Origin of the sequence: uncultured Mobiluncus sp., from assembly GCF_963511525.1 — a bacterium.
In the GTDB taxonomy this organism is placed as follows: domain Bacteria; phylum Actinomycetota; class Actinomycetes; order Actinomycetales; family Actinomycetaceae; genus Mobiluncus.
The window spans coordinates 16,956-43,450 of the sequence record NZ_CAUPIY010000003.1 but is presented as its reverse complement, the minus strand read 5'-3'; the positions used below and the strand labels follow the sequence as shown (position 1 = coordinate 43,450).

Annotated in this window: 23 protein-coding genes and 1 CRISPR repeat array; of the genes, 12 read left to right on the top strand and 11 right to left on the bottom strand. The window is 55.5% G+C overall.

What is annotated here, in order from left to right; all coding sequences use genetic code 11:
• Positions 1–84 precede the first annotated feature (84 nt).
• From cas3 to cas2e, 8 genes are read left to right on the top strand one after another with little or no spacing between them, the layout of a single operon-like run.
• Positions 85–2,889, top strand: a complete 2,805-nt coding sequence (gene cas3 / locus RQ935_RS03120) for a CRISPR-associated helicase Cas3' (protein WP_311497182.1) — start codon at positions 85–87, stop codon at positions 2,887–2,889.
• Positions 2,890–2,947: 58 nt separating this feature from the next.
• On the top strand, positions 2,948–4,729 hold the full coding sequence (casA, locus tag RQ935_RS03115; protein ID WP_311497181.1) for a type I-E CRISPR-associated protein Cse1/CasA: 1,782 nt from the start codon (positions 2,948–2,950) through the stop codon (positions 4,727–4,729).
• Positions 4,722–5,375 carry a type I-E CRISPR-associated protein Cse2/CasB gene (gene casB, locus RQ935_RS03110; RefSeq protein ID WP_311497180.1) on the top strand — a complete coding sequence of 218 codons (654 nt, stop codon included), beginning with the start codon at positions 4,722–4,724 and terminating at the stop codon, positions 5,373–5,375. Before casA ends, casB begins: the two co-directional genes overlap by 8 nt.
• A gap of 13 nt (positions 5,376–5,388) precedes the next feature.
• Positions 5,389–6,537 (top strand): type I-E CRISPR-associated protein Cas7/Cse4/CasC, encoded by a 1,149-nt coding sequence (gene cas7e / locus RQ935_RS03105; RefSeq protein ID WP_311497312.1) that lies wholly within the window; start codon positions 5,389–5,391, stop codon positions 6,535–6,537.
• A gap of 3 nt (positions 6,538–6,540) precedes the next feature.
• Positions 6,541–7,245: a type I-E CRISPR-associated protein Cas5/CasD gene (gene cas5e, locus RQ935_RS03100; RefSeq protein WP_311497179.1), complete on the top strand. Its 705-nt coding sequence runs from the start codon at positions 6,541–6,543 to the stop codon at positions 7,243–7,245.
• Positions 7,245–7,907: a type I-E CRISPR-associated protein Cas6/Cse3/CasE gene (gene cas6e, locus RQ935_RS03095; RefSeq protein ID WP_311497178.1), complete on the top strand. Its 663-nt coding sequence runs from the start codon at positions 7,245–7,247 to the stop codon at positions 7,905–7,907. The genes cas5e and cas6e overlap by 1 nt, the downstream gene beginning before the upstream one ends.
• Positions 7,908–7,913: 6 nt before the next feature.
• Positions 7,914–8,858 (top strand): type I-E CRISPR-associated endonuclease Cas1e, encoded by a 945-nt coding sequence (gene cas1e, locus RQ935_RS03090; RefSeq protein WP_311497177.1) that lies wholly within the window; start codon positions 7,914–7,916, stop codon positions 8,856–8,858.
• A complete protein-coding gene (gene cas2e / locus RQ935_RS03085) occupies positions 8,855–9,205 on the top strand; it encodes a type I-E CRISPR-associated endoribonuclease Cas2e (protein ID WP_311497176.1) in 351 nt (116 codons plus the stop codon). The genes cas1e and cas2e overlap by 4 nt, the downstream gene beginning before the upstream one ends.
• Positions 9,206–9,338: 133 nt before the next feature.
• Positions 9,339–10,891: direct repeats of the CRISPR family, unit length 28 nt; unit sequence GTGGTCCCCGCACCTGCGGGGATGAGCC.
• A gap of 387 nt (positions 10,892–11,278) precedes the next feature.
• Here cas2e and RQ935_RS03080 read toward each other — a convergent pair.
• From RQ935_RS03080 to RQ935_RS03045, 8 genes are all read right to left on the bottom strand, one after another.
• Positions 11,279–11,656: a type II toxin-antitoxin system death-on-curing family toxin gene (locus tag RQ935_RS03080; protein ID WP_311497175.1), complete on the bottom strand. Its 378-nt coding sequence runs from the start codon at positions 11,654–11,656 to the stop codon at positions 11,279–11,281.
• Positions 11,653–11,895, bottom strand: a complete 243-nt coding sequence (locus RQ935_RS03075) for a type II toxin-antitoxin system Phd/YefM family antitoxin (RefSeq protein ID WP_311497174.1) — start codon at positions 11,893–11,895, stop codon at positions 11,653–11,655. Before RQ935_RS03075 ends, RQ935_RS03080 begins: the two co-directional genes overlap by 4 nt.
• A gap of 179 nt (positions 11,896–12,074) precedes the next feature.
• Positions 12,075–12,761: a VOC family protein gene (locus RQ935_RS03070; RefSeq protein ID WP_311497173.1), complete on the bottom strand. Its 687-nt coding sequence runs from the start codon at positions 12,759–12,761 to the stop codon at positions 12,075–12,077.
• A gap of 34 nt (positions 12,762–12,795) precedes the next feature.
• A complete protein-coding gene (locus RQ935_RS03065) occupies positions 12,796–13,725 on the bottom strand; it encodes a hypothetical protein (RefSeq protein ID WP_311497172.1) in 930 nt (309 codons plus the stop codon).
• Between the two features lie 11 nt (positions 13,726–13,736).
• Positions 13,737–14,747 carry a transketolase family protein gene (locus RQ935_RS03060; RefSeq protein ID WP_295026981.1) on the bottom strand — a complete coding sequence of 337 codons (1,011 nt, stop codon included), beginning with the start codon at positions 14,745–14,747 and terminating at the stop codon, positions 13,737–13,739.
• A 2-nt stretch (positions 14,748–14,749) separates the two neighbouring features.
• On the bottom strand, positions 14,750–15,613 hold the full coding sequence (locus RQ935_RS03055; protein WP_282922009.1) for a transketolase: 864 nt from the start codon (positions 15,611–15,613) through the stop codon (positions 14,750–14,752).
• Between the two features lie 14 nt (positions 15,614–15,627).
• Positions 15,628–16,911 carry an aminotransferase class III-fold pyridoxal phosphate-dependent enzyme gene (locus RQ935_RS03050; protein ID WP_311497171.1) on the bottom strand — a complete coding sequence of 428 codons (1,284 nt, stop codon included), beginning with the start codon at positions 16,909–16,911 and terminating at the stop codon, positions 15,628–15,630.
• Between the two features lie 29 nt (positions 16,912–16,940).
• Positions 16,941–17,711 carry a hypothetical protein gene (locus tag RQ935_RS03045; protein ID WP_295026976.1) on the bottom strand — a complete coding sequence of 257 codons (771 nt, stop codon included), beginning with the start codon at positions 17,709–17,711 and terminating at the stop codon, positions 16,941–16,943.
• A gap of 270 nt (positions 17,712–17,981) precedes the next feature.
• Between RQ935_RS03045 and RQ935_RS03040 the strand changes: the two genes are divergently transcribed.
• A complete protein-coding gene (locus RQ935_RS03040; RefSeq protein WP_311497170.1) occupies positions 17,982–19,367 on the top strand; it encodes a glycine--tRNA ligase in 1,386 nt (461 codons plus the stop codon).
• 45 nt (positions 19,368–19,412) lie between these two features.
• Positions 19,413–20,696, top strand: coding sequence for a tRNA dihydrouridine synthase DusB (gene dusB, locus RQ935_RS03035; protein ID WP_311497169.1), 1,284 nt, complete (start codon positions 19,413–19,415; stop codon positions 20,694–20,696).
• Positions 20,697–20,706: 10 nt separating this feature from the next.
• Here the strand turns inward: dusB and RQ935_RS03030 are convergent, their stop codons facing one another.
• Positions 20,707–21,486: a hypothetical protein gene (locus tag RQ935_RS03030; protein WP_311497168.1), complete on the bottom strand. Its 780-nt coding sequence runs from the start codon at positions 21,484–21,486 to the stop codon at positions 20,707–20,709.
• A 363-nt stretch (positions 21,487–21,849) separates the two neighbouring features.
• Here RQ935_RS03030 and RQ935_RS03025 point away from each other — a divergent pair, with 363 nt between their 5' ends.
• Together RQ935_RS03025 and dnaG are read left to right on the top strand one after the other, a co-directional pair.
• Entirely contained in the window at positions 21,850–23,151 is a 1,302-nt protein-coding gene (locus tag RQ935_RS03025; protein ID WP_311497167.1) for a deoxyguanosinetriphosphate triphosphohydrolase, read from the top strand.
• 26 nt (positions 23,152–23,177) lie between these two features.
• Positions 23,178–25,262, top strand: coding sequence for a DNA primase (dnaG, locus tag RQ935_RS03020; RefSeq protein ID WP_311497166.1), 2,085 nt, complete (start codon positions 23,178–23,180; stop codon positions 25,260–25,262).
• A gap of 110 nt (positions 25,263–25,372) precedes the next feature.
• On the opposite strand, the gene RQ935_RS03015 is transcribed toward dnaG, so the two are convergent.
• On the bottom strand, positions 25,373–26,185 hold the full coding sequence (locus RQ935_RS03015) for a type I 3-dehydroquinate dehydratase (RefSeq protein WP_311497165.1): 813 nt from the start codon (positions 26,183–26,185) through the stop codon (positions 25,373–25,375).
• Between the two features lie 59 nt (positions 26,186–26,244).
• Positions 26,245–26,412 carry a hypothetical protein gene (locus RQ935_RS03010; RefSeq protein ID WP_299293720.1) on the bottom strand — a complete coding sequence of 56 codons (168 nt, stop codon included), beginning with the start codon at positions 26,410–26,412 and terminating at the stop codon, positions 26,245–26,247.
• Between the last annotated feature and the right edge of the window lie 83 nt (positions 26,413–26,495).

Here is a 26,495-nt window from a genome sequence, read left to right as displayed (position 1 = left end):
GCTAAGTCGGAGGAGCGAAATTTTCGTTACCCACCCCCAGTTTATGATGAGAAGCAAATGATGAAACTCTAACTGGGAGGCGCCATGAACATTGCTAACAGAGCTGATTTGTGGGAGAAAATGTGTTCCCCACAGGCTAAGGCGTTGTGGGCGAAATCCGGCGACGAACGTGCCCACCTGTCCCTTCCGCAGCATCTAATCGATGCTGCCTGCGTGGCACAGTGGCTGTGGGACTACTGGGTTTGCGGCGCGCTAAAGGCTACGGTTGCCCGACTGTGGTGCTTGAACGAATCGGAAGTGCGCAAGCTTTACTGTTTCTATGCGGGGACTCATGATGTCGGTAAGGCCACCGTGACGTTTCAGCGACAAAGACCCGACGCTACTTGGCTGCTGTCGCCACTAGAGCAGGCGGGGTTGTCGTTGGAATGGCCGTGTGGCGAGGGTTCGAACGTCTCATTCCCGCACGGGACTGCTTCCGGTTTGCTGTTGCGCAAGTGGCTGGAGAAACAGGGAATCTGTAAATACTTGCGGGTGGTTCTTTCATCAGTCCCAGACGCGCATCACGGTTTCACCTCTGATCCCATGACGCTTAGGCTGCGGGAGGACGGCATCAAAGACCGTGAAACTCAGTTTGACGTTATCGCGTTCCAACTGGTGGACGGAATGGCTGAAATTACTGCAATTGCCCCCATTCTTAAACGTTTGCAGGGCAGCAAAGAGGCTCCGACTGCCCCTGCTCTGCAGTTGATGACCGGCCTGGTGGTGATGGCAGACTGGATTGCTTCCAACAAGGATGCTTTTCCCTATGAACAGGTTTTACCTCAGGTTGAACGAGTTTCGCAGGCTATGGACTACATTCAGCTGCCCGCACCCTGGCAGCCACAGGACATTCCCGACGATTTGCTGGAACTTTTCCGCAAAACCTTTGCGTGGGGGACAGATATTACGCTCCGTCCCGTACAGCGGGCTGCGGTTGAGGCTGCTATGGATGCCTCCGGTCCTACCCTGATGATTATTGAGGCTCCCACCGGTGAAGGGAAAACCGAGGCAGGGCTAGCGGCGGCTCATGTGTTGGGTGAAAAATTTGGCTCTCAAGGCGTATTTCTGGCCGCCCCCACCATGGCGACTGCTAATGGATTGTTTGAAAGGGCAACCCAGTGGGCTCAGCACAGTTCACGCGGCGGTCAAGTGGCTTCAATGTTCCTGGCTCATTCGAAGAATCAGTTGTTTAAGCCCTACAAGGAGTTGCGCTATTCCGGGATTGGTATTGATCAGCCAGGAGAGGACGCCACTGCCACGAGTGAAGGAACTGTGGTCGCCACCCAGTGGCTTTCCGGACGTAAGACCGGAGTGCTTTCCGATTTCGTAGTGGGAACGGTGGATCAGGTACTTATGATGGCTCTGCAGGCGCGTTACTCTATGCTGCGTCACGTGGCTCTGGCTGGCAAGATAGTCATCATTGACGAAGTTCACGCCTACGACGCTTACATGTCGCAGTACCTTTACCGAACCTTAGAATGGCTAGCTCGCTATGGCACAAGCGTAATTCTGATGTCCGCCACCCTCCCGCCAGCCCAGCGCCTCGACTTGGCGCAGGCATACAACTCGCAGATACCGAGAGACAATGGGGTGGATGAGGGTGTTCTTGATACAACAGCTTATCCGCTGGTTAGCGTAGTGAACGCAGCGGGGATTCAATCGATTGAAGTTGCTCCGCGCCCTACCGATGCTGAGATTAGAACGAATTTCTTAGGTGATTCGCTCCCGGAGCTCACCTCTAAGCTGCAGGAATTGTTAGATGGAGGAGGAATCGCGCTGGTCATTTGCAACACGGTAGCGAGAGCTCAAGATGCTTATCGCGCTCTGGCTGCTGGTTTCCCCGGTGAAGTCGAGCTGCACCACGCGGCGTTCATTGCCAGCCAACGAAGCGAAAAAGAGGACCTACTGCGCGAAAAACTTGGACCGAAGTCTCGCAGGGGACAGGGACGTCCGCAGCGTCTAATTGTGGTGGCGACCCAGGTCGCGGAGCAGAGCCTGGATATTGATGCAGACGTGTTGATTACCGATATTGCACCGATAGATTTGATTATTCAGCGTATTGGGCGTGTTCATCGCCATGTTCGTCCCAGTGACGACCGACCGGTACGCGTGCGTGAGCCGCAGCTCTTTATTCGTGGGGTGAATCGAGATACGGAAGTGCCGGACTTTGACGGGGGAGCGCGAGCGATTTACGGAGAAAAGTTGCTGTTGGCGACTATGGCATATTTCCCGCGAGTGTTCCGGCGTCCCGATGATGTCGCTCCCTTGGTACGAAAGGTCTATGCGGAAAACCCAGAGATCCCGAACGCCTGGACAGAAGCCTGGCAAAAGGCTTGTGAGGACGCTGCCGCAAAGCGTGACAAGGCAGTCGGTCGAGCGGAAAGTTACCGTTTTCCCAGCCCTGCCAATGCGCCAGACCTCGGATGTTTGTTTGAAAAGACCTACAACAACTCCGTGGGTATTGGCGTGGAGGAACGCGGTTTAGCCCAGGTGCGAGATGCGGATTTCACCGTGGAAGTGGTGGCTATCCAAAATACCGAGTACGGCTACACTCCGTTTGGTGCGGACATTGAGATTCTCGATGGTCAGGCTCCCACCTTTGTGCAAGCCGGTGTGCTGGCTGGAAACACAGTGCGGTTACCGGCTCGCATGACTCGCGGTGACAAAGATTTTGACACAGTTATTGATGCCCTCGAGGAACAGACTCCGGCGGAATGGAAGGAGTCAGCACTGCTAAAAGGCCAGGTAGCATTGCGGTTTGATAGTGCCGGCAGCGCTAGGCTAGGCAGATTTTCGCTGAGTTACACCTCTGAACTCGGTCTTGTTGTCACGAAAGCTGAGGCTCAATAATGCTGAACTTAAGAAAAAATTTTATTCAAGGACAGGGTAACTACAGAGAGGAGAAGCCATGTTTTCACTTATAGATGATCCCTGGATTCTGGTAGTCGACACTGACGGCAATCAGCGGACCGTAGGGATCAGAGAGATTTTTGCAGGGGAGGTGAAGGTTGCTTCCTTGCGAGGTGAGTCTCCGGCGCAAAACTTTGCAATAGTGCGATTATTGCTGGCCATTTTTTGGAGAGCGCACAGCAGAGAAAGCAAAGTCGAACCGGGTAAGACGTTCAATTTTGTGACCTGGTTCGAACAGACACGCACGAATCTGCTAGAGCGCGGCAAGGATGAGATGGTGTTGGATTATCTGGAACATTATCGGGATCGTTTCGAACTGCTCGACAGTCCCACACCTTTCATGCAGGTAGCAGACTTGGAGGTTCCCTCGGGGGAAGTAAAACACGTCACAACCATCGTTCCCGAGGCTCACGAGGACTACTTCACCATGCGAGCCGGGAAAGCTCGCGATTCCTTAAGCTATGCGGAAGCCGCTCGATGGTTGGTTTATATACAGGCCTATGATGTTGCTGGAATTAAACCCGGCGCAAAAAAAGATACCAGAATTGATAAGAGAAATAAGGGATATGCTCCTGGATTGGGGTGGACAGGTCGGATTGGCGGTGTGCTGATAGTCGGGGAGAACCTTTTGGATACCCTCATTTTAAATACCTGTCTCTCAGCCCTCGAAAATCCCGAGGATTATCCTGTTTGGGAACGTCAGCCAGATGGTCCCGGTCCTCGAGTTAAGTACAATGAGAAAAATAATGAGGACGTGCCTGACAACGAACCCCATGGCCCAGCAGATTTAGCGACCTGGCAATCCAGACGCATAAGGCTTTTTACGGATGGTGAGCGGGTGACCGGTGTTCTTTTGTGTAAAGGTAACAACCCTCCTGACGATGCGGAAAGCCAGTTCCTCGACCCAATGACCTCATATAAATACTCAACCGAAAAATCTAAGAATAGGAAACGGGACACCTACTCTCCGGCTACATTCTCGCCACAAAGAACTGTGTGGCGTGCTTTGGATGCTCTGATTATTGCTGAGACCGACGGGGGGTTCAGTGGGAAAGCAAAGGCCCCTAAACGTCCAGAAAATCTCAACAACTTAGCGAAATTGTCCCAGTATATTGATGGAATACCGAGTGTACTCAACGTCGATTTGGTGGCGGTTGAATATGACAAGCGGTCAAATTCTGTCAAAGTGAAGAGTACCTACGCTGCTCAGATGGGAATGCCGCTGGTGCTGCTGCTTGAGCAATCGGGTCAGTTGCGTCAAGCGGTGCGAGAAGCGGCGAGCGCCACCAGCGAGGCCGCTAGAGCTCTGGAAAGATTTGCGGTAAACCTCCTGGAGGCGGCAGGGAAAGTAAAAGATAAAGATAAAGAAAAAAGAAAAAAGAAAACAGATGAGGATCCATTTACGTCTGCTGACCAAGTACTCGCTGAGCTGGAGCCCCTATTCATGAGCTGGTTGCAAAATCTCGCGGATTTCGTACCGGCAATAGAATGCGAAAAAGGTGACAATGCAACGGACAACATCGTTCGGCTGGTGGGGGATTGGCAATCAAAAGTGCGTGAAATCATTGTCAGTCAAGCGTTGATTCTCTTGCGTGGCGCAGGTCCCAAAGCCATGGTAGGAAAAATCGTCACTGATTCCAACGGTGAGGGGACGAAAAAAGTAGTCTCGGCAGGTACTTACTACCAAAAACTACAGCGGTACCTAGATCAGGTACTGCCCCTCACGTCTAAGCAGTATAAGAATGAAATCGAACAGGAAAGGAAGGTAAATCATGAGTGACGATACTCCGATAAGTAAAGAGCCGAAGAATTCTGATGCCCTCAGAAATGCTATTTCGTTGACCTGTCATAGGCTGCAGGAAAATTTTTTCATGCCCTATGATTCGCCACAGAACCACCTAGCTCGCGCTCAACTTGCTGAACTGCGGAAAAGCTCGAGCCTCAACATTGTGGACAATCCATTAGCCCTGGTGAAAGTATTGTTCATCATGAGAGAGGACTTTGTTGAAAAGTTAGCAGGAAAAACAGACGAGCCTTCTCCCTCGGAACAGGCAGCTTTTGCAGCATTAACTCTGTTCGGCTTTCATATGCAGTCAGCCACGAAACCTATGCACACTGCCGAAATTAGCTTTGCCAGAGCGTGTGGAAGGCTATATGCGACAGGTACTAGCGACTCAATAAAATCTCGGGTTGATGCCATGTTGCTTGCGAAAGACGAGAAATCTCGTCTCTTGCAGATTCGTTCGCTAGTTTCCTTGTTGCGCTCCAATGAACTCGCCTGCGATTACGGAAAGCTTGCGAGCGACCTTCGCGCCCTCATGAACCCCAAACGTCGTCCCGGTGTACTGCTGCGCTGGGGTCGAGACTTCGCTAACGGCTCATTCCAAACTGAATCAACCTCCAAAACAACAACAACTGACAACTAAGAAAGGTAATACCATGACACTGATTATTGACATTCACGCCCTCCAAACCGTTCCGCCCAGCTTGATTAACCGCGATGACACCGGCGCTCCAAAAACTGCGGTATTCGGCGGTGTCCCGCGACAGCGTGTATCATCGCAGGCTTGGAAACGTGCAATCCGAAAATTTTTTAAGGATTCATCCGGAGCAGAATCGATAGGAAAACGTTCGCTCAAACTTCCTGAAGTTATAATTAAGAGAGCGATGGAAATATCTCCTGGACTTTCCGAGACTGATGCAGTTGAACGACTGAAGAATCTATTCAAGGCTACTGCAAAAAATAATAAAGAAAAAGGAATTTCCCTAAAAGAACCTAAAAAGAACGAGGATGACGCTGAAAGAGATGCACACAGTTATCCGACCACTGAAGCCCTGTTGTTCTTAAGTCCCCAACAGATTGAACGCGCGGCTCGCGCTATTGCAGAAAAAGAAAACGGTAAATTCACAAAGGATGAAGCCAAGGAATTTCTGAACACCGCCCATTCTATTGATATGGCGATGTTTGGGCGTATGTTAGCTGGTGCTCCCAACTACAATATCGATGCGGCAGTCCAGGTTGCCCACGCTATTGGGGTCCACGAATCCGAACCCGAGTTCGACTATTTCACAGCAGTAGACGACGTCGTGGAGGACCGGGAAGAAGTCGGTGCGGGCATGATTGGTACCGTGCAGATGATGTCCTCTACCCTGTACCGTTTCGCTTCTGTAAACGTAGCGGCCCTGGCGGAAAACTTGGGAGATGCAGAAGCTGCGCGTCAAGCTGTCGCGCTGTTCGTGCAAGCATTTATCAAGTCCCTGCCGCGCGGGAAACAAAATACCTTCGCAAACAACACTTTGCCCGAACTCGTCTATGTAGCGGTGCGGGATACCCGTTCCGTTTCCTTGGTCAATGCTTTTGAGGAACCTGTTGCCTCTGAACAGGGGGGGCGAGTCCATGCTGCTGTAGAGGCTTTAGCTAAGGAAGAAGCTGCCATTGAGGAAACCTACGGGATGAAACCGCTGGCCGCATTCGTACTTGGCATGAAGGACTATGCCACAAATTTCGAGGGTATAGCCCAAAAAGTTACGATGCCGGAACTGACTTCCCGGATTGAGGAAGTCCTGGCTTCCCAGGAAGTAGCATAAACAATGTCCTACTCACTTCTATTGTTACTGAAAGGGCCTCTGCAATCCTGGGGTGATGAATCGCGTTACACCACGCGCGCAACCGGTTCCACTCCCTCCAAATCTGGAGTTATTGGATTGCTTGCTGCTGCTCAAGGACGCCGCCGAACTGACCCCTTAGAAGACTTGGTTGGGTTGGACTATGCCGTGAGGGTCGACCAATCAGGGGCGTTGTTGCGTGACTATCAGACCGCGCAACCCTGGCAAAAAAATCCCGATGCAAAGGCTACATTGGTTTCTCGTTATTTCCTATCAGACGCCGCTTTTGTAGCTGCAATAGGTTCCGAAAATCGCTCGATACTGGAGGGATTGCAAGGAAACCTGTACCAGCCTGCCTACCCGCTTTTCTTGGGGAGACGCTCGTGTCCGGCTCCAGCTAATCTCGATTTAGGGATTGTTGAAGGTGACGTGGTCACTGCCCTTATGAAACACGAGGAATGGCACGCAACTTTATCTCACAAGAAAGAACTCGGTGAGGAAGTTCTGTTGCCAATCTATCGAGATGGTAAACCCGGCGAAGTCGGGACACCACGCCAGGACGTGCCCATTTCGTTTTCTCAAGAGCACCGCCGTTACGGCTGGCGAACAGTTGTTTACGCAGGTGCAAAAGAAATAAAAAACGAATACGGCACCAGCATAGATCCTTTCTTTGAGGCGGTGATTTCCTGATGGCTACCTTCACGAAAATTCTGCTCAATCCCGCTCGCAGGCAGGGGAGAAAGCTACTGACTAGTCCGCAAGCACTTCATGCGGCGGTATGTGCGTGTTTTCCTCCTGACATGAACCAGAATAATGGGCGCGTCCTGTGGCGGTTGGACCAGCGTTCCCACGAAAATATCCTGTATATTGTGGGTCCGGAAAAACCGACGGCAGTTCATATCGTAGAGCAGGCTGGCTGGGATACGCGTCCGGCACAGTCTGCGGAATACGACCGATTTTTGGGACAGCTAAAGAAAGGCCAAAAATGGAACTTTGAACTGGTCGCTAACCCAACGAAGTCCCTGAAACTAGGTGGTGAACAGCGCGGCAGAGTGGTAGCGCTTTTGAGCGCATCAGATCAACTTGCTTGGCTACATTCCAAAGCGGATTCTATGGGAGTAAGTTTTGGCACTTTACAGGAAAGTACTGCTCAAGTGGGAGAGAGGGATGCTATCTCCTTCAAAAGGAACTTTTCCGCTGAAAGAAGTCCCAAGGTGCATTTGGTTAAGGTTCGCTATCGAGGATGCCTCGAAGTCACTGACGCTGAAAAACTCCGCCATACTCTAGTTGGGGGAGTAGGACGCGCCAAAGGATACGGATGCGGGTTGCTAACCCTGGCACGAATTCAATGAATAACCATGCTGAATACGCCGGGTAGCACACCCTTGCAGCGCCGCAGCCTTTCCCGGATGGAGGATCGCCTGTCTTTTCTTTACATCGAACGGGCGATCCTCAACCGGGAAGGCAACGCTTTGACCATTCAAGATTCCAGAGGAATAGCGCATATCCCCGCAACCCAAGTGGGAGTGGTGCTCTTAGGACCGGGGACTAAGGTTACCTATGCCGCGATGGCTTTGCTGGGTGACGCGGGTTGCTCAGCCGTTTGGGTCGGAGAGAAAGGGGTGCGCTACTACGCCCATGGAAGGCCAGCAGCCAAAACTTCTCGAATGGCTGAAGCTCATGCACGGCTGTGGGCCAACCAACGTTCTCGGCTGCGATGTGCCAGGCGAATGTACAGTATGAGGTTCCCCGGTGAGGACGTCTCTAATCTGCCCCTTTCCCAATTGCGCGGACGGGAAGGTGCCAGGATGAAGAGAATTTATGCTGAACAGGCCAGACTTACCGGGGTTCCGTGGGTACGACGTTCTTACGATCCCAACGATTTTGGTGCGGGCGACTCCATTAACTGTGCACTGACCGAGGGGGCTGCGGCTCTCTATGGAATCGCACATGCGGTGGTGGTCGGTTTGGGTTTCATTCCGTCCTTGGGAATTATTCACAGTGGTACTGATCGTGCTTTTGTTTATGATGTCGCGGATCTATACAAGGCAGAGATTTCTATTCCGGCTGCCTTTGAAGCTGTAGCCGCCAGCGCAGAGGGTGATGAATTGACTGTGCGGAAAAGGATTCGCGACAAAGTAGTAACCTCCAGGCTCATGCAGAGAATGGTTAGGGATTTACAGTACGTCATGGAGATTCCTGCCGAGGATGCATATACAGATGCGAATCTGTTGTTGTGGGATGAACTTGAAGTCATTGCTGCGGGGGTTAACTGGGCTGATGAGGGCAGTGTGCTCCGATGATGGTTTTAGATGTGACCGCAGTTCCGGCAGGGCTTCGCGGAGACCTTACAAAGTGGCTAATCGAAATCGCGCCTGGAGTTTTCGTTGGAAACCCTAGTGCGCGTGTCCGTGATCTACTCTGGGAACGCACGGTTGCCCTGTGCAAAGACGGACGCGCCCTGCTGATTTTTTCGTCCGACAACGAACAAGGAATGGAGTTCCGCACTCACCGTCATAGCTGGGTACCCACAGACTTCGACGGGTTAACCCTAATGATGAGACCATCGGGCGATGAATCGCAGCAGTATACGCGCAGAACTGGATGGTCCATTGCCCGACACCAGGGGCGAAAGCGCCGAGGTGGTTAGCTTCCGTTTGGATGTGCAAAGCTCCGACAGCTACGGATTTGGATTGTATTAAGTACAGCCCGGAACCGAGTTCAGAAATTAGCAGTTGTATGTAAACTGGTTAAATACTTAGTGAACCAGCTGTTCACTAAGTGTGGTCCCCGCACCTGCGGGGATGAGCCCAGGTCGGCTGCGTCAGGGTTAGCCATGAGCGCGTGGTCCCCGCACCTGCGGGGATGAGCCCCTAAATGTTTAGACTGGCTGTTTGCGATGCCCGTGGTCCCCGCACCTGCGGGGATGAGCCCAGTACGCGGACGGGCTGATTGTGCGGCACAAAGTGGTCCCCGCACCTGCGGGGATGAGCCCCACCTGGCCGACACCGACGCATTTCGCGGCGTGTGGTCCCCGCACCTGCGGGGATGAGCCCGGTGGCCACAGGTAGGATGCCATCAGCGTGCCGTGGTCCCCGCACCTGCGGGGATGAGCCCAAGGCGAAATCCTAGGCACCCTCAAAGGCACGGTGGTCCCCGCACCTGCGGGGATGAGCCCTGCAATCCACGCCTCTCTCGGGGTCATAGCAGGTGGTCCCCGCACCTGCGGGGATGAGCCGTGAGACGCAGACCATTCGGATGTATCGAAAAAGTGGTCCCCGCACCTGCGGGGATGAGCCCCTTCACACCCGAAGCCGCACCCTTACCGTCGTGTGGTCCCCGCACCTGCGGGGATGAGCCGGCCTGGTTTGACGAGTTCGCGGCCTGGAACAAGTGGTCCCCGCACCTGCGGGGATGAGCCGTACCCTGACCAGATGATGAGGGCGCGGGCAGTGTGGTCCCCGCACCTGCGGGGATGAGCCCATCAAGGCCATACTGCGGATAGGCAGGACATCGTGGTCCCCGCACCTGCGGGGATGAGCCGGGAACAGCTCGGTTTCGGTATCGTAGGGGACCGTGGTCCCCGCACCTGCGGGGATGAGCCCGAAACCCGAAGACCCGGAGTTTGTGGAACTGGGTGGTCCCCGCACCTGCGGGGATGAGCCCTGCTGGTCAATCCACCCCTTGTCACGCTGAATGTGGTCCCCGCACCTGCGGGGATGAGCCCCACAAACTTAAAGTCTGAGTTGACCTCGGTAAGTGGTCCCCGCACCTGCGGGGATGAGCCGATTTCCTTTCTCTGGGGTTGTTTGGCGGGTTTGTGGTCCCCGCACCTGCGGGGATGAGCCCGAGGGCACAGTTCGGGCAATGGCGGCCGCGGAGTGGTCCCCGCACCTGCGGGGATGAGTCCGTGTTGAGAGCCCCGCCGATTGGCTGACCTGCGTGGTCCCCGCACCTGCGGGGATGAGCCCGCAGCGTCGGATGCGTTCTTTTGGGTTTCCCGGTGGTCCCCGCACCTGCGGGGATGAGCCCCTTCCGAGATACCTTAATCGGCGCATGGAACGGTGGTCCCCGCACCTGCGGGGATGAGCCACAAGACCACCCGGTCACTGGACAACGCCGAACGTGGTCCCCGCACCTGCGGGGATGAGCCTGATCCGATGAGCTTCACTGCCGACCATGTGCAGTGGTCCCCGCACCTGCGGGGATGAGCCACAGCCCGGCGAATCCTCCACAGACTTCAAATAGTGGTCCCCGCACCTGCGGGGATGAGCCGTAAGCTGCATAGGGCCATAACCCCGGCCATGAGTGGTCCCCGCACCTGCGGGGATGAGCCCACGGTGTTGCCAAGCGTGCCTCTGTTTGGGGCTGCTGCCGAAGACCGCGCCAGCTTGCGCCAACGAGTCGTGGAAAAGCTCCAAACCCTGTTTGATCGTTTTTAGGTTCTGTAAAGTTCGTTAAATGGGTTGCGGCAGTTTTCGGTCACGTTTTTCCTGGTCATGAGCGCCGATCGTCAATTTATTTGGATTCCAGTCGTCAATTTATTTGATTTCCAGTCGTCAATTTAGTGAGTTTGGATTATTACACTGTCTTTGTACCGGTTTCACCAGGCGCTTCTTTCAAAACGCAGTGCTAAAACTAGCGAAACGCAGGAAATGTATTCTTGTATCGCAGCGAAAATTAGGTTGATAGCGCGCTGCGCGCCATCACCGGCGAAGTGTGACTATTCGAGGTGAGCCTGCACCCACTCCAGCAGGGCGGGGTAGTCGGCGCTACCCGCCGCTATGTCGAGAATGATAGCAATCAAGTCATCATCGTTGTATCTCAGCCCAATTCCGTTTAGAGCCAGGAAAACTAGCATGACATGGGTGCCGATGCGCTTGTTGCCGTCTTGGAAAGCGTGGTTTGCAATCAGTCCGTAGCCCAGGCGAGCCGCTTTTTCGACAACAGTTGGATAGAGTTCCGCCCCTGCAAATGTTTGAAAAGGAGTAGTCAAAGCAGAATCCAAAAGCCCTTCGTCCCGTAGGCCCGGAGTCCCGCCGCTCTCAGAAACAAGGTGTTCATGCAGAGCCAGGATTTGAGCTTTTGAAAGGATCTTCATTTGGCTAGCTCTTCGTACACGCGGCGATTGCGTTCCATGATTTGCTTCGAAGCGGCCAAGACCTCGGAGTCGGTAGCTTCTTGAGGCATGTCCAGTTGGTTGAACTCAATGATGACGTAACGCGGCTCGTTATTCTTCATAATGACGGCGCTTCCGTGTTGGTCAACCAGTCTGGCGACCTTGGAAAAGTTTTGATTCGCTTCTGAAATCGGCACCAAAGTGGCGGTATCAATGTTCATTTTCTCTCCCTCAACACATCAATTATGCAATTAATTCTAGGATTAATAAATGGTACAAAGCTGAAATGAGACAAAAATTTCGGGGCAGAGCGCCGGCTCTGCCCCGAAATAATTTTGCTTTCAAAACTGGGCTAAATCAGACCGAAATCGACTTCGCTCAGTTTGCCTTCAAATGGCGTTCAAACCTTGCGGTAGAACCTCTTCATCGTGGTGTACTTCATCACGGTACCGATGAGCGCGCCCAGGCGGCCCAAACCGAGACGAGCCGCGTGGAGGTCGATGAGCTCGACGAGGTTCCCATCCGGGTCGCGGAAGAAAGCCCAGTCGGCGCCTCCCGCAGAAATCGGCTCATTCATGAACTCCACGCCTTCGCGGCGCAGGCGGTTTACCCAGCCATGCACGTTGGACACGTGGAAAGCGATGTGGGAGTATCCGGGCCGGTTCCAGGTCTCGCGTTCCTCCGTCACTACGGGCGGATCGAACTCGAACACTTCCAGGATGTTACCGGAACGGGAACACATGAATCCCAGACGAACCCGCTTGATGCCCTCCACGTGGTACAACCGCCCGACAGGCTTCAAATCCTCGCCGGTGATTTCCAGGTAGTTCATCAGCTTCAGCCCGAACACCCGGTCATACCACTGGACGGCACGCTCGAAGTTCGCCACGGTCACGCCCACATGGCCCAGACCCCAGTTGATACCGGCGCTAGACATCTTGTTGCGGCATTCCCGCTGCTTGCGTTCCAGGAACTCTTCCTTGCCCAGTTCTTTCAGCTCCAGCGCGTTATCGACAGCCAACTTGGCGCCGTAGCCCAGAGCCACCAGCACGCCGAGCTTGGTTGCCTTCCGGCAGGTTGCCTTCATGAATCGCCTCTTGCGACTGACTGTTTTCGTTGCTTTATTTCGCATAGTCACCCACCGCCATCATTAGTGCACCGAGTTCGGCACCGTATTCGGGCGAACCTTCCATTGACATACGTCCCGAAGCCTGCGCATCCAGAAGGTCATCTGTCTGCAGCAAGGTTCCCAAAGCGGAGGTCACCGAGTCGAAACGCATCGTAAAGAACGCGGCACTACGCGTGTATTCCCCACGGAATGCCTTTGACTTCCCGGCTTTGATGCGAATATACGCACCCAGTTCGGGATGCCCGTCCACAGTGTACGCATAGACGCGGTCCGGCGAGGGATCCGTCCACGCGTGCACGGCGGGATGCCCGGCCTTATTCAGCTGGCTCATTCCGGTGGTGAGCAGGTAGAACATGCACTTCGTCAGCAGTTTCCGGTCGTCCTCGGTCTTTGGTGCCTCCGTCGCGCCCAGCAAGCTGGACATGGCCAGCAGAGACTTCACGGTTGCAACCAAAAGCCCGGGATTGCCCAGCCCTCCGCGAATCTTCGGCAGGTTCACCTTGCCCTTAAAGAAGTCGTTGAACTTCTCGGGGGAGGGGAACTCGATTTCCACGTTCGGCAGCGGGTGAGCGCCCAGCTTCGGCGTAATGTTCGCACCGTGAATAATCAGGTGTGTGGCGTAGCGCTTCGGGCGCCCGTCTATTGACGTGCCCGCCGGGGTCAGACAAGAAATCTGAACCACGCCATCCTTGCCCTTGAAGGCGGCCGCCAACTCCGGCTTTTCGGCGATAATCGGCTTCAACAGCGGAATAACCGCGTTGAGGAACACCACGTTGGCGTAGCGAACTTCGTCGTCGATATTGGGATTGGGGCCCATCGGGAACGGCTTGGCTTTCGATTTCTTTTCACAAGATTCCCCGCACGCCTTATCGGGCTTAGTTGCCTTAGGCGGGGCGGAGCTTTGTTTCGTTTCTTTAGTCATTGCGCGCTACCTTAGAACTCGTCTTCCCAGTCGTCGTCCTCCTCGAAGTCCATGTGCATGACTTCACGAGCGGCGGCCACACAGCCGTTTTCGTCCCAGCCGTAGTGGGAGTACAGGTCCTCGGGCTGGCCGATAACCGAGAATTCGTCGGGGATGCCGAGCTTCTTCAATACGAAGCCCTTGCGGGTGGTAGCGCCGACATCGGCCACTGCGGTCCCCAGGCCGTTGATGATGTTGTGGTCCTCAACGGTGATGATACGCCGAGTTTCGGTAATCGCCTTGGCGATGGCCTCCTCATCAATCGGCTTCAAGGTGTGGATGTCCAGCACACGCACGCTCAGACCGTCCTCTTTGGCGAGGATGTCAGCAGCCTGCAGGGCGCGCCACACGCCGGAGCCGGTCGCGATGAACGTGAGGTCTGTGCCTTCGCGCAGGGTGTTGGCCTTGCCGAATTCGAAGGTCGGAATCTCGTCACGGTAGACAATCTGGTCGAACCCGCGGTTCAGACGGATATAGACCGGACCCTTGTGGTCATAAGCAGCCTGTACGCAGTACGCGGCCTCCAGACCGTCAGCCGGACACATGACTACCAGGTTAGCGAAACTACGCAGAATAGCGATGTCCTCGGTGACGTGGTGAGTTGTACCGGCAGCCCCGAAGGACAACCCTGAGTGGGTGCCGATAATCTTCACGTTGAGGTTCTGGTAGCAGATGTCGGTGCGGATTTGTTCGCAAGCACGCAGAGCCGCGAACGCCCCGAACGTGGAGACGAACGGCATCAGCCCCGCTTTTGCCAGCCCGGCAGAGATGCCAAACATGTTCTGTTCCGCGATACCCACGTTATAGAACCGCTCGGGGAACTCGTTGGCAAACACGGAAATCTTGGTGGATTTCGCCAAGTCAGCCGAAAGCCCCACGATAGTGGGATCCTGCTTGCCCAGTTGCACCAGAGTCTGACCGTAAACTTCCGCGGTGGTCAGATTAACCGCGTCAATCGAAGTGTAAGTTAATCCTCCAGCCATGTTTAGGCTCCCTTCACTAGCTCGAGTCGTTTCTGCAGGTGTCGCTTGAGAGATTCGACTGCCTTGGCATGCTTTTCGTCGTCAACAGCGCCGTAGTGCCAGGTGTAGTCGCCTTCCATGAAGTCGATACCTTCGCCCTTCACCGTGTCCATCAGCAACATGGTGGGCTTACCCTTGATGGTGCGCGCCCGATCAAAAGCGTCTACCAAATCGGGTATCGAGTTACCTTTGACCTCAATGACTTCCCAGTTGAATGCACGCCACTTGTCAGCAAACGGTTCCAGCCCCATGACGTCGGCGGTCATGCCGTCAATCATGGCGTGGTTGACATCCACGATGCCTACCAGGTTGTCTACCTTGAACTGGCCGGCACTCATGGCGGCTTCCCAGATGGAGCCTTCGTTGCATTCACCGTCGCCCATCAGGCAGTAGGTGCGCCATTCCTTGCCGAGCTGACGTGCTCCGAGAGCCATACCCACCGCGAGGGACAGGCCGTGTCCCAGCGAACCCGTGGAAGCTTCCAGACCGGGAACCTTGCCCGCGTCCAGGTGAATACCCAGGTGCGAAAGGATATGCGAGTAGGTCGGCAACCAGTCCTTGGGGAAGCACCCCAAGTCTGCGAGGACCGGCCCCATGCCCACGCCGATGTGACCCTTGGAGAGCACGAAACGGTCGCGATCCGGGTCGTCCATCTTGTCGGCGCTGAAGTTCATCTCGTGATGATACAGAACGGTGAGTACGTCCATGGAGCTCATAGCACCACCGATGTGACCGCCACCTGCCCAAATCACCGTGTCGAGAGTGAGCAGACGCAGCCGATTGGCGATTTCTTCGAGTTCCTTGTGTTCTTTAGCCGATAAAGCCATCTTTCCTCCTTTGCTTAGGCCTGAGCCAGAATCTCACGTGACTTGTTCTTAACGACGCCCATCGCTTCGTCCGCCACGTCAGCGATGAAGTCGATGTCCTTGTCGGTCAAGGCCGTGTTCATGAAGTGGTTGTGGTGGTTCGTCATGAACACGCCACGCTTCACACATTCACCCACGAAAGCCTGATGCAGCAGCAGGTTCGGGTCTGCCTTGCCGTCAAGCCCTTTAATCTGGTGGAACAGCAGAGCCGGTTCGCCACTGAAGTGGTAGTCAAAGCCGTGGTGCTTGGCCACTTCAGTCAGGCGCTCAATGACCTTCACGCCGTTGTCGTGGCAAATCTTTGCCGCGTCGATTTCACGCATCTTGGTGATGCAGGCAATCGCGGCCGCCATCGGCGGGGCGCTCATCCAGTACGAACCGGTGCACATCACGGAGGCGGCAGCGTCCTTGAGGGACTCGATGCCCGTCACCGCCGAGATGTTGTGTCCGTTGGCGATAGCCTTGCAGAAGCACTCCAAGTCGGCCTTAAAACCGTAGTGGTAGTCGGAACCCTTGATATCCAAACGCCAACCGCAGCGCACATCGTCAACGATGAGGACGATGCCTTCGCGGTCACAGATGGAACGAATCTTGTTCCAGTAGCCAGCCGGCGGCAAGACGCTGTCCTCAAAGACCGGGTGGTGGTACGGGGTAGCGATAAAGGCGGCAATCTCGCCCTTGTATTCAGCCGCGAGACGTTCCACCGCGGCGGTGTCGCCCCAATCCACCAGCAGCTTGTCCTCGACTTCTTTCTTGCCCACGCCGGGGGCGCCCCAACCTTGGGTCCACCCAATCACGCCGTGATAGCCGCCGTTGATAGCGATGAACTTGTCCCGTCCGGTAGCGGCACGCGCCACCATCAGAGCGTAGTTCGTAGCATCCCCGCCGTTCTTGGCAAAGAAAGCCCAGTCGGCCATTTCGACCGTATCCACCATCAACTCGGCCAAATCGACCATGATAGTGCCGGGCTGCACCGCGCAGTTCAGGATTTTTGCCTGCTCAGCCACGGCTTTATCCACATCGGGGTCGTTGTAGCCCAGAATCATGGGACCGTAGGCGCACATCATATCGACGTACTTGTTGCCGTCCACGTCCCAGAAGTAGGCGCCCTGCGCTTTCGAGGCAAACAGGGGGTAGGCGCTGATCGGCATGAAGCAGCCTTCTGCCGGCCCCAAGTGCCCATAGACGCCGCCGGGGATAACCTCAACTGCGCGCTCGTACCATTCGTGGCTCTTGGTGTGTTCGTAAGTTTTCATCATTTTGTTTTGTCCTTCCTCACGCGCGTTTTCTAGCTCAAGTAGAACGGCACCATGCCGAGGATCTTGTTCATGTTGTCCAACAGGGGAACGTATCCGCCCAGCTTAATCAGCTCTCGGCCGATAGCGGGGTAAGATGCGAGTTCGCCGCGCAGGACCTGGCCTGTCGTATCCAAATCGGAGAAGACCATGAAAGCGTGACGTCCGTGAGGACCCGCAGCCTTGGGCTCATCGCCGTCGACGATGCGCGCGTGGTGGTCATTAATTACCATGGTCAAAGCCGGACCGTTGGCAATCTTCAATCCGATAGTGCCGTCGCACATACCCTTAGCGACTTGGACGCCTTTGGGGTCATGGTTGGCAATCTCAGCCATCGCATAGACCGCCACGTGCAACGTCAGCAGGGAGTTAATCCTCGCGAACTCGGGGTCCTGCAGCAGTTGCGGGGTCGGCCTTAAGTAATAGGACAGTCGGTCGGTCACCTCGGTGAACGTACCGGTCAAGTACTTCAGTTTCGTGAAGCCCTTGAGCGGTACGGGAATCCCCTTGCCTTCGAACATCTTGTTGACCATGTTCGGCACGGGGAAGCCCAAGCTCATGTCAGCCGGACCTCCACCGGGGAAGAACTCAATTTTGCCGTTGCCCAGCTTGAGCCGGACAGAACCGACGTTCGCTGCCTTGAATTGCAAGGTCAGCGGGACATGTTCCAAGAGCTGTTTCGACTTGGGGTCGAGCTCCGGGAGCTTCTCGAGTGTACGCAAAACTGCCTTAAGATTGACGGCAGCCATAGCAGTTTGATTCATAAACCCACCTCATCGTGTGTTTTGTGTTTACTTGGCAAATGCAATTATAGTGTGGAATCCAATTTTTGTGCAGTAGTTTCACGGGAGTGTTTTTCGGGATTTTAACTGAAATGCTCCCATATTCGCGGATTCGCGGTTGAGGTTCGGGCTGGGCGGCGGCACCGAATTCGTCCCCGGAGGTTTGCCAGCTAAACTAGGGCTGGTGCCTTCCCGCTGGAAAACCAGGAAAAAGCGCGGGACGGCAGAAAGCAACATCAATAAGGAGCACAAGTGGCATCAACGATGGATTCAGTAATTTCTTTGGCGAAACGCCGCGGTTTTGTTTACCCATGTGGTGACATCTATGGTGGGACGCGCGCGGCGTGGGACTACGGCCCCTTGGGCGTAGAGCTGAAAGAAAACATCAAGAAGGCCTGGTGGAACTACATGGTACGTTCCCGCGAGGACGTGGTGGGTCTGGACTCCTCGGTAATTTTGCCGCCGAAAGTGTGGGACGCTTCGGGCCACCTCAAGGCTTTCACCGACCCGCTCATCGAGTGTCTCAACTGCCACAAGCGCTTGCGTGAGGACGACCTGCAGGAACAGTACGCTGAGAAACACGGCATTGCGAAACCTGACGACGTCAGCATGGATGACGTCTCTTGCCCGAACTGTGGTGTGAAGGGGAAGTGGACGGAACCCCGGGCCTTCTCGGGACTGCTTAAGACCTACCTGGGGCCGGTGGACGACGAATCTGGCCTGCACTTCCTGCGCCCGGAAACCGCCCAAGGCATCTTTATCAACTTCGCCAACGTGATGACGACCGCCCGCAAGCGCCCGCCCTTCGGAATCGGCCAGATTGGCAAGTCTTTCCGCAACGAAATCACTCCGGGCAACTTCATCTTCCGTACCCGCGAGTTTGAACAGATGGAGCTGGAGTTTTTTGTGGAACCTGGCACCGACGAAGAATGGCACCAGTACTGGATTGACCACCGCTTTGAGTGGTACACCGACCTGGGGATTAAGGCGGAAAACCTGCGGTTGTATGAACACCCGAAGGAAAAGCTGTCGCACTATTCCAAGCGCACGGTGGACATCGAGTACGCCTTCGGTTTTGAAAACTCCAAGTGGGGCGAGTTGGAGGGTATCGCTAACCGTACCGACTATGACCTGGGTGTACATATGGACGCCAGCGGTCAGAAACTCGATTATTACGACCAGGCCAACGACAAGCGCTGGATTCCTTACGTTATCGAGCCTTCTGCCGGTTTGACCCGCTCCCTGATGGCTTTCCTGATTGAGGCTTACACCGAGGACGAAGCCCCGAACACCAAGGGCGGGGTGGACAAGCGCACCGTGCTGCGCCTCGACCCGCGCCTCAGCCCGGTTAAGGTGGCGGTCCTGCCGCTGTCCCGCAAGGACGAACTGCCCGAAATCGCCCAAAATATCGCCGCTGAACTGCGCAAATACTGGAACGTGGAGTATGACGATGCCGGGGCCGTGGGGCGCCGCTACCGCCGCCAAGACGAAATCGGCACGCCCTACTGCGTCACCGTGGACTTTGATTCCCTAGAGGACCAAGCCGTGACGATTCGCGAACGCGACACCATGACCCAAGAGCGTATCGGGCGCGATAATCTGGTCGCCTACCTGCGTGATCACCTGCCGATTTGCTAATGGCGCGGAGTTTTTTCGCGGCTGAAATACCGGGCGGAGGCATTTTTGGCTCCACAGCATCCACAGTGTCCACAGTGTAAATACCCGCCTCTGCGCATTGGCGGGGTTGAGTTTACGACCCCCATTGCCCTAGCGCCGATGGCGGGGGTGACGAACGCGCCGTTTCGCGATTTATGTGCGGAGTTTTCCCGTCAAGGCCTGCCGCCGGACTTTGTTTCCGCGTCCCGCCCGGGTGGGGTATCCGGGACGCTTCGCGGTGTCGAGGGAATGTTCGTCAACGAAATGATTACCGCGAAAGCGCTGTTGATGGACTCGGCGCGCTCGTGGATTATGGCGCAATCCGGTCCCGGGCAAACTGTTCGGGTGCTGCAGCTTTACGGGGTAGTGGGGGCTGACCTGGCCCGGGCGGCTCGTGAACTCATCGCCCGGAACCTAGTTGATGTTATTGATCTGAATTTCGGTTGCCCGGTACCGAAAGTTACCCGCAAGGGCGGGGGAGCGGCTCTGCCGTGGAAAACCGCGTATTTTGGTGACCTCATCGGGCAGGTGGTGAGAGCGGCTCAAGAGGCCTCTCGGGCAGCCCGACGTGGCGTCGACGTACCGGTGACCGTAAAAATTCGGATCGGGATTGACGAGGCTCACGAAACGTTGCTGGATGCGGGTCGGGCCGCGCAGGATGCGGGCGCAGCTGCGCTCACGCTGCACGCCCGCACCACGAACCAGTATTATTCCGGGCACTCCGATTGGACAAGAATCCGCGAACTAGTTGACGTGGTTGACGTACCCGTGTTGGGTAACGGCGACGTGTTTTCCGCCCAGGACGCGCTGGAAATGTTTGCGCAAACCGGATGTGCGGGCATCGAGATTGGCCGGGCTGTACAAGGCCGGCCCTGGATTTTTCGTGAAATCACGGCAGCTTTGTGGGGCCAGCCGATTCCTGCGGGACCGACCTTGGGAGAAATCGTCGCGATTATCCTGGATCACGCCCGTGGCCTGGTGGAACATTTCGGTAATGAACAGGCGGCCTTGCGGGATATGCGCAAACACGTGGGATGGTACTTGCGAGGTTTCAACCTAGGCGGAGCTACTCGTGCGGAGCTGACCCGCATCGAAACGTTAGATGACCTGGAAAGTCGCCTGCACGACCTTGTGCAGACGCTGGACCCGAACACCCCCTATCCCGAAGCGGCGCAAGGCAAACATGGACGTTCGCGCGCCCAGCGCCACGTCAAGCTGCCCGAAGGCTGGCTCGACACCCGCGAAATCGATGATGCGACCGCGCGCATACTTCACTTGGGGGAAGATGCGGCGGATCCTTATGGTGCCTAGTCAGCTGGGTCTAATGTTTGTGCAGTGAGTGCAGCTCAGTCAGTCTTGAAGCAAATTCCTCTATAAGGTTGTCTTGATTCAACTGGCCGTGTTGCTGCATTGCCCAGGCGCGCCGATACGGAATTCCCGTGAAATCATGCGCTGAAATCACATTGGCTTCTTCTGGTGGAAATAAATCCGTTCCGCTGGCCTCAATAGCTTGCAGCAGCTTTTGGCAATCTATTTGAAAACTTGGTTTTTTCGTGAATATATAATGGGCTCGACCGAGAGAATCATCTACCTCCACATTTGGCGAGTTTACGACCGCTGCGGAAACTACACTCCACCCAAAGGGGATTCCAATAGCGCCTCGAAAAAGGTCGTTAATAACGTATTCATTGCAATATTTTGGCAGGGTGAATCCACCTGGCTGACGCACGAATTGATTCTCGTGTTTTAGGAAATTATCGACGTGCGCGCGCATGATTTCTGTGACGGTGTCAAAATTAATCGCATCAGTGTTTTGGAGGTAACGTCTTAGTTTCCAAGTGTAGACCCCAAGGTTGCTGAGCGTGGTGAAGGCCTCCCGCCAGGAAAAATTTAACCGCAGGGGCTCCAGACGGGAATCCAAGTATTCCTTGAGCTGGCTTTCGCGGGTAATAGGCCGAGTCATATCAGCATAAGGCCAATCCGAATCCATGGCGATATCCATCACCGGGTAAATAGTAGGGAATTCACTGGTTTCAACGGATTCCATCACATCTACATCATGCCAGCCAAGCAAATCGGCTATGTCAAGAAAATTCAACATGATTGTCTCTTACGCTGGGCGGGCTGAATTAATCCAATTCGGACATACTGTTGGTCCTAGACAATAGGCGGTAATCAAACCCTGAATCTGTCCTGGTGGTAGCCATATGCCCCTATTCCATGTCTGAGCCAGGATATCGCCTTGACCATTACCTGAACGGGAGTCAAAAACAGCTCTTGTTTTCATGGCATATTCTCCTTACCCAGGTTTTGAAGCCTGTTCTGTATGGGGGTATTTTACAAACCTCCATGCTCAGTTTGCATCAGACGGTTTTGTAAGAACACCGACAAATGTAGGTATGCAAACACCGACAAATGTAGGTGTTATATGGTGAAACCTGGAATGGGTCGGTAAGGTGGAAGTGTGAATGAGATTGGGGTTTATCCGGCGGACGTGCATGAACGTTTCGTGACCGAGACACATAAGCGCGGGGAACGCACGGACTTTGAACGCGATCGGGCACGGATACTCCATTCCTCCGCGTTGCGCCGGCTCGGTGAGAAAACGCAGGTTTTGGGACCTATCGCTAACGATTTTTCGCGGACGCGCCTGACGCATTCCCTGGAAGTTGCCCAGGTGGGGCGCGAACTTGGCAAAGGGCTGGGGTGTGACCCTGACGTGGTTGATGCGGCCTGTCTGGCCCACGACTTGGGACACCCGCCCTTCGGGCATTCCGGGGAGCGGGTGCTCAATGACTTGGCCAAGGATATTGGCGGGTTTGAAGGTAACGCTCAGACGTTGCGCCTGGTGACCCGCTTGGAGCCGAAGGTTGTTAGTCCCCAAGGTCAGTGGGTGGGGCTGAATCTGACCCGTGCCACTCTCGATGCCATCGCGAAATACCCTTGGCTACGCGGTGAGGGGCCTCATGGCGCGGATTCCCCCAAGTTTGGGGTCTACGCCGAAGACCGGGAGGTTTTCCAGTGGCTGCGCGTCGGCGCCCCTGTGAATCACCGCTGCATTGAGGCCCAAGTTATGGACCTCGCTGACGACATTGGCTACTCAGTCCATGACGTTGAGGACGCGGTTGCCCTCGGGTCGGCCAGCTTGGGAGACTTGGAAAATGAAAGAACTTTTGTTGACGTGGTTGACATCACGAGGCGTTGGTACGCGAGTTCTTTCGGTCCGGGCAAGTTCAGTGCGGACGACTTGGCGGCCGCCCACGAAAGGCTGCGGCAAATGCCTTTCTGGCTGACCGAGCCGGTGGCAGATTACCGTTCCCAAGCCGCTTTGAAAGACATGACTTCCCAGCTCATCGGGCGATTCGCGTTAGCCTGTCACGACGCTACCTGCCAACGATACGGAGAACGCCCTCTGGCTCGCTATGACGCGGACGTCATCGTCCCCCTCGAAACTCAGGCGGAAATCCTGCTGCTCAAAGGTATCGCCGTGTATTACGTCATGGCGCCGCGCGAAACCACTCATGACCACTTGACGCAGCAACAAATTCTATCCGACCTGGTGTGGGCGCTTCTGGAACAGGAAGCAACCGGGCAGCGGGTCTTGCAGGAGCCTTACCGAGCCGAGTGGCTGCGCGCGGAAGAGCATTCTCTGGGTCGGGATGCCGGTCGTCTTCGGGCGGTAATAGACCAGGTAGCGAGCTTGACTGACCTGTCGGCAGCCGCCTGGCATGCCCGTTTAGTGGGGATGATTACCCAGCCGGTCTGAGACAAAACTTAGGCTAGTATGGTTGCATGGCTTCCAAGTTCGACCCCGACGACCTGCAAAAGATACGCGAAGCTATCCCCATTGAGTCGGTGGTCAGCGACTATGTGAGTCTGCAGCGTAAAGGCAGCTCACTGATGGGCTTGTGCCCGTTCCATGACGAAAAAACGGCGTCATTTAGCGTGACACCGGTGCGCAATCTGTGGCACTGCTTCGGTTGCGGTGAGGGTGGGGACACCATCGACTTTGTGCAACGCATCGAGGGGCTGACTTTCCCCGAAGCTGTCGAATTTTTAGCCGCAAAAGCCGGAATCACGATGCACTACGTGGAGGGCGCGGCCATCACGAAAGATCGCGTGGAGCCGGGAACACGGCAGCGCCTGCTGGAATGCAACCAGGTAGCGCAGGACTTTTTTGTGTCCCAACTCGTGGCGCCCGGGGCAGAGCGGGCGCGGAATTTCATAGAAGGACGAGCGTTCACATCCCAAGACGCGGCTCTCTTCGGGATGGGCTACGCACCTCCTGGCTGGAACAACCTCACCGATTACCTCCGTTCGAAAGGCTTCACCGAACAGGAGATTGTGACGGTCGGCTTGGGCAAACCGGGACAACGCGGCATCTATGACGTGTTTCGGGACCGAGTTATGTGGCCTATCAAAGATCCGGCCGGAGCCATACTGGGTTTCGGCGGACGGCGTTTAGACGATTCAGATCCGCAAGTCCCGAAATACATCAACACCCCAGAATCCCCGATTTATCACAAATCCTCGGTGCTCTACGGTCTGGATTTGGCGCGGCCGAACATCGGTAAAGAGCGGCGCTGCGTCATCGTCGAGGGCTACACCGACGTGATGGCGGCGCATTTGTCCGGCATCACCACCGCGGTCGCGACCTGCGGTACCGCATTTACAGAAGAACACGCGAAACAGATTCGCCGATTCATCGGGACTTCCGCGGACAGTGCCTCCTCTCTAAAGCTGCCTGGTGGCCTGCCTCCGCGCGGCGGAGAGGTCATCTTCACTTTTGACGGTGACGCCGCCGGGCAAGCCGCAGCTCTCAAGGCTTTCCGCACCGACCAGGACTTTGCCTCCCAGGCTTTCGTGGCAGTCGCTGACGATGGTTTGGATCCCTGCGATTTACGGATGCAGCGCGGGCCGGGGGCGGTGCGTGACCTGATTGAGAGTCGCCGACCCCTATTTGATTTCGTGTTAAAGACCATCATCGCGAAATATGACTTGGAAAGCCCCGCGGCTCGCATCGAAGCTATGCGTGCGGCAGCCCCGGTGGTGGCGGAAATTCGTGACAAGGCATTGCGAACCGAATACGTGAAACAACTGAGCGGCTGGCTGGGGGCAAATGTCGGGGATACCTGGTACGCGGTCAATGAGGCTTGGAAATGGAATCGTTCCCAACAGCGTGCTGGCGCCAGCTCCGACCGGTCTTCGCGTTCGGGACCGGGGGGGCCCGGCAGCGCTTCCCGCGGTAGTGGAAACGGTGCCAATCCCGGAAACATGACCGGGGAAGCCACGGCGGGCTCGACCCAGATTTTTCCACAAACTCGGCTGGATCCGGCGGTGGATACCGATCCGATTTGGCGGGTGGAACGCGACGTGTTGATAGCAGCTTTGCAGTTCCCGGGTTTAGCTGCCCAAACTGCTTTTGACACGTTGGATCCCGAGAGTTTCACCCAACCCACTTTGCGCGCCATTTTTGAGGTCGTCGCCGCGATTGGAGGTACCGAGGAATATCAGCGCCTGACTGAGGCCGCCCAAACCGCGGGCGAGCCAAATCCCGGAAACCTGGCTCTGAACCGTTGGGCTGCAGCGGTGAAAGCCCAGGCTGGTCCCGTCCTGGTGGGGGCGTTGACGAACCTGGCGACCCGTCCGGCACCCCTCTATGAAACGGGTCAGTCAGAACAGCAGACCAGAGCCGCGGCGGAGTCTTGGGTGCAAAATGCGGTGGAATCCATGGAACGCAAAGGGCTGAACGCCAAAATCGCCAGCTTGAAAGCCCAGCTGCGGCGTCTCGACTCTGACTCGCCGGAAAAACCGGAAGTGTTTGCCAAACTCATTGATTTGGAAAACCGGATGCGCGAACTGAACCCCGAATTCTGACCTGCTCTAGGTACCCGTGCGGGCAGGTCCACACAATTTGCGCCCTTGTGCCATAGTCCGTACAAGCGCCGGGATATCTCAAAGTTAGGGAAGGTTATTGGGACCGCGGTCTAAAAACCGGACGCCGGATAACGCAGTTCCAGCTGTGCCAACGGCAGCTGCCCCGGTGCGGACTGCGGACCGCCTACCGTAACGAAAGTACCCCAGTTACCCATCTGCGGACCCGCTAAACGAGTGGACTGACCCAACTCACCCATCCCAATCAAGATTGTGGGTCTTTGGGTCAGCAGGAAAGTGGTCTTTCCGCCCTTTTGCAGATTCTCCAGCTGTTGGGGGGTATGTGGCGAAAAAGCCGCCTTAGACACGTCCGCTCCCAGATTGAGCTGATAAATCAGCAGGTCGCTGACTTCTTTCTCACTGTTTGGCGACGGCTCCCAACAGTGACGGGACAAGATAACGCCCGTACCGTTGGCGTGGATGTTGCGCAACAGGCCCCCCAAACGTTTCTCGTTGTCCTCTTGCGTGTGGGGGTCCTCGGCCGCGGCGGCGGCTTGCTCTGCGGTCATGCCCAGGTAGGGATAGTTCGACTCAACGTCCACCCAGTCGGCACATTTCGCGGCCTGTGCCGCGAGATTCTCATAAACTTCCGCGGTAATCGAGACGTGTCCACCTTCGGTGCGGAAAGTCGCCAAGATGGGGCGTTTTACCTGTTCACGAGCCTGCCGCAGGAGGTCTGTAACTTCGGCAAAGTCGTGTTTCGTGCCTTGGAAGGACCCGCGGGACAGCCACGCCCCATCCAAACGAATCTCGACCAGTTCGACTCGGGGGTGCATATCGCGGATGAGCCGGTCATAGCCCAGGGCCCCCGGGTTCACCGAGGTTATAAAAGTGGGCCGGCGCCAATCCGCAAATAATTCCGTCATGGTTCGATTTTAGCGCGGGTGGCAATCTGAAAGGATTGCGACCCTGACTATTGAACGGGTTAGTTGAGTGCAGAACCAAGGCGAGACAGTCCGTAAAGCGGCAAGTTGAGGGTGCTTTCGCCGTGCTCGAATTCGGCAGGTGAGACGCGCACGCCGAGGGGCAAATCGTAGCGTTTCACGAACACACCCAGGGAACGGGCTCTTTGCTTGGGTGCGTTGAAAGCCATTAATTTGGCAATTAAATCGAGTTTTATCACAGGATTTGTGGCAAAAAAATGATTTTATTTGTTGTAAAACTGGCATAATTGCT